2 protein-coding genes and 2 pseudogenes are annotated in these 2,057 nt (G+C 45.9%); all 4 read left to right on the plus strand.

Annotated elements, in window-relative coordinates; genetic code table 11:
- The coding region (locus GRP75_RS25375; RefSeq protein ID WP_237449191.1) for a Wadjet anti-phage system protein JetD domain-containing protein at window positions 1-324 on the plus strand (324 nt) is incomplete at its 5' end.
- Between the two features lie 399 nt (window positions 325-723).
- Window positions 724-1,050, plus strand: a pseudogene (locus GRP75_RS25380) (isochorismatase family protein); the annotation flags it as partial.
- 72 nt (window positions 1,051-1,122) lie between these two features.
- On the plus strand, window positions 1,123-1,623 hold the full coding sequence (locus tag GRP75_RS25385; protein WP_090738947.1) for an MFS transporter: 501 nt from the start codon (window positions 1,123-1,125) through the stop codon (window positions 1,621-1,623).
- Window positions 1,624-1,635: 12 nt separating this feature from the next.
- A pseudogene (locus GRP75_RS25390) lies at window positions 1,636-2,057 on the plus strand (MFS transporter); the annotation flags it as partial.

Consider the following 2,057-nt stretch of genomic DNA (forward strand, 5'->3'; position numbering starts at 1 on the left):
TCGAGAATTGGTAATTTGTTAGAGAAGAAGATCATTGTTGTTTATCTTGGAGGTTTTCCAGGACCGGATAAACGATTTTTTCTTCGGCAAATCCAAGATAAATTTGATAAAAATGGTCTTCAGATTGAAGTTCAGTTTTGGGGCGACATCGATTGGGGAGGGTTCCAAATATTCCGGCATTTGCAAAAATCAGTGTTTCCACAACTACGACCCTATCGTATGGATAAGACTACTTTCCATCAGCATTTGGATTGGGCAGAAACCTTCACTGCAGATTATCAAGTCAAATTGGAGCAGCTACTGGAAAACACGGATAATTCCTAGTTTCACGGATTAATTCGAGAGATGTTGTGTACGGGCAAGCGTTTAGAGCAAGAAGCTATACTATTATAAACTGTATTTCAGCCACTGGTTGTTGCCGAATTCTATAAGATTCGTGGTAATACTTTGTATTGACAGTGTATTTCACAATAGCCGCGACTTTTGCGGCTTTTTTCATTTATTGTTATTAGTTGTTTTCTTGGACTGGGACAAAAATCAAAATTGAGCCTTCTATTTTTACCATAAAAATGCAAGTAAATCCGTAACTGGCCGATCAAGGAAACAAGGTTGTTACCAGGTTGGTGTAGAGCAAGGTAACGTCTGGGTATCTTGGCGGCTTATTTATATGGGGGATGAAGAGCCAGTTGCAGACTACATTCTCAGTTCCCGGCTACAGCAAGCGATCAAATCGTCCCGGAAATGCGGGTCGCCGAAACAGACCACATCATTACTAAAAAGCAATGGGGAGCTTTTTACGGAACGGAGCTCGACCTGCAGTTGCGTCGCCGGGGAATCTACACCATCGTCTTATGCGGCATCGCTACCGGGCTTGGCGTGGATACGACCGCGCGGGAAGCGTTTATGAATGGGTATCAGCTGATTTTGGCGATCGATGCCATGACCGGGTTTTCTCAAGCCGAGCACGATCACGTGAAAAATTTTATTTTTCCACGCATCGGGCGTGTTCGGACAACACAGGAAATCATTTCTGCCTTTGCTGAAGTTTGAACCCAAAGGAGATGTGCCCTTGGATTTATCAGGTTCCAGGGGTCGTTTTTTTATTTCAGGAGGTTGGTCTCTATGACCCAAAAGAGAAGTCCCAAGTCCGATAGGATGTACCCCTGGTATGTCTTATCTGTAACCAGTCTCGGAGCGTTCCTGGTTCTGGTCAATATCGGAACGCTTAATGTCGCATTGCCGGAATTAAGCCAGCAATTTCATGCGAATGCGGCAGCTTCCAGCTGGATTTTACTTTCCTATATGCTGGTAAACACTATCCTGATTTTAATCTTCGGACAAATTTCGGATATTTTCGGAAGAAGCCGAATGTATTTAATAGGAATGGCCATCTTTACCGTATCCAGTTTACTACTCGGTTATGCTTTTAATGTAGAGGTACTAATCCTTCTTCGGATCGTACAGGCTGCCGGAGGAGCGCTCGTAGTGACGAACACAACACCGCTGATTACCGATGCGTTTCCCCAATCGCAGCTGGGCACCGGTCTCGGTCTGAATTTATTGTCCGCTTCCGTCGCGCAGGTGCTTGGCCCGGTCGTCGGCGGCGTGGTCACGACCGCCTGAGGCTGGAGGTGGGTGTTCTGGTCTAATGTTCCCTTCGGGATCATTGCTCTCATCTGGGGGCTCTGGATTCTAAGGGTGAAGCCCCTAGCGCAGCTCCATAAAAAAGTGGACGGATATGGAGGCATCATGATCTTTGTCGCTTTAGCGGGTCTAATCATTGCTTTATCCAAGGGGGGAGAACTGGGCTGGGGAGACAAGCAGGTGATCGGAGGTTTTGCGATATTCGCCATATTTACTACTATATTTTTATGGCATGAGCATCGTTCAGCATCACCTCTACTAGATTTAAGCCTTTTTGAAAGCTGGACGTTCAGTATGGGGAACATCGCTACATTCTTTAATTCTTTTGCCCGTACGGCGGTTGCTCTGCTCTTCGCTCTCTATTACCAATTTGCCTTCCACCAAAACGCGCTTAATGCCGGTCTAAGGATCCT

The organism is Paenibacillus sp. OT2-17 (genome assembly GCF_009827695.1).
GTDB classification, from domain to species: domain Bacteria; phylum Bacillota; class Bacilli; order Paenibacillales; family Paenibacillaceae; genus Paenibacillus; species Paenibacillus polymyxa_B.

Bases quoted from the DNA above. Each gene is read 5' to 3' on its own strand.
- GRP75_RS25385 (WP_090738947.1), top strand. From the start codon at position 1,123: ATGACCCAAAAGAGAAGTCCCAAGTCCGATAGGATGTACCCCTGGTAT.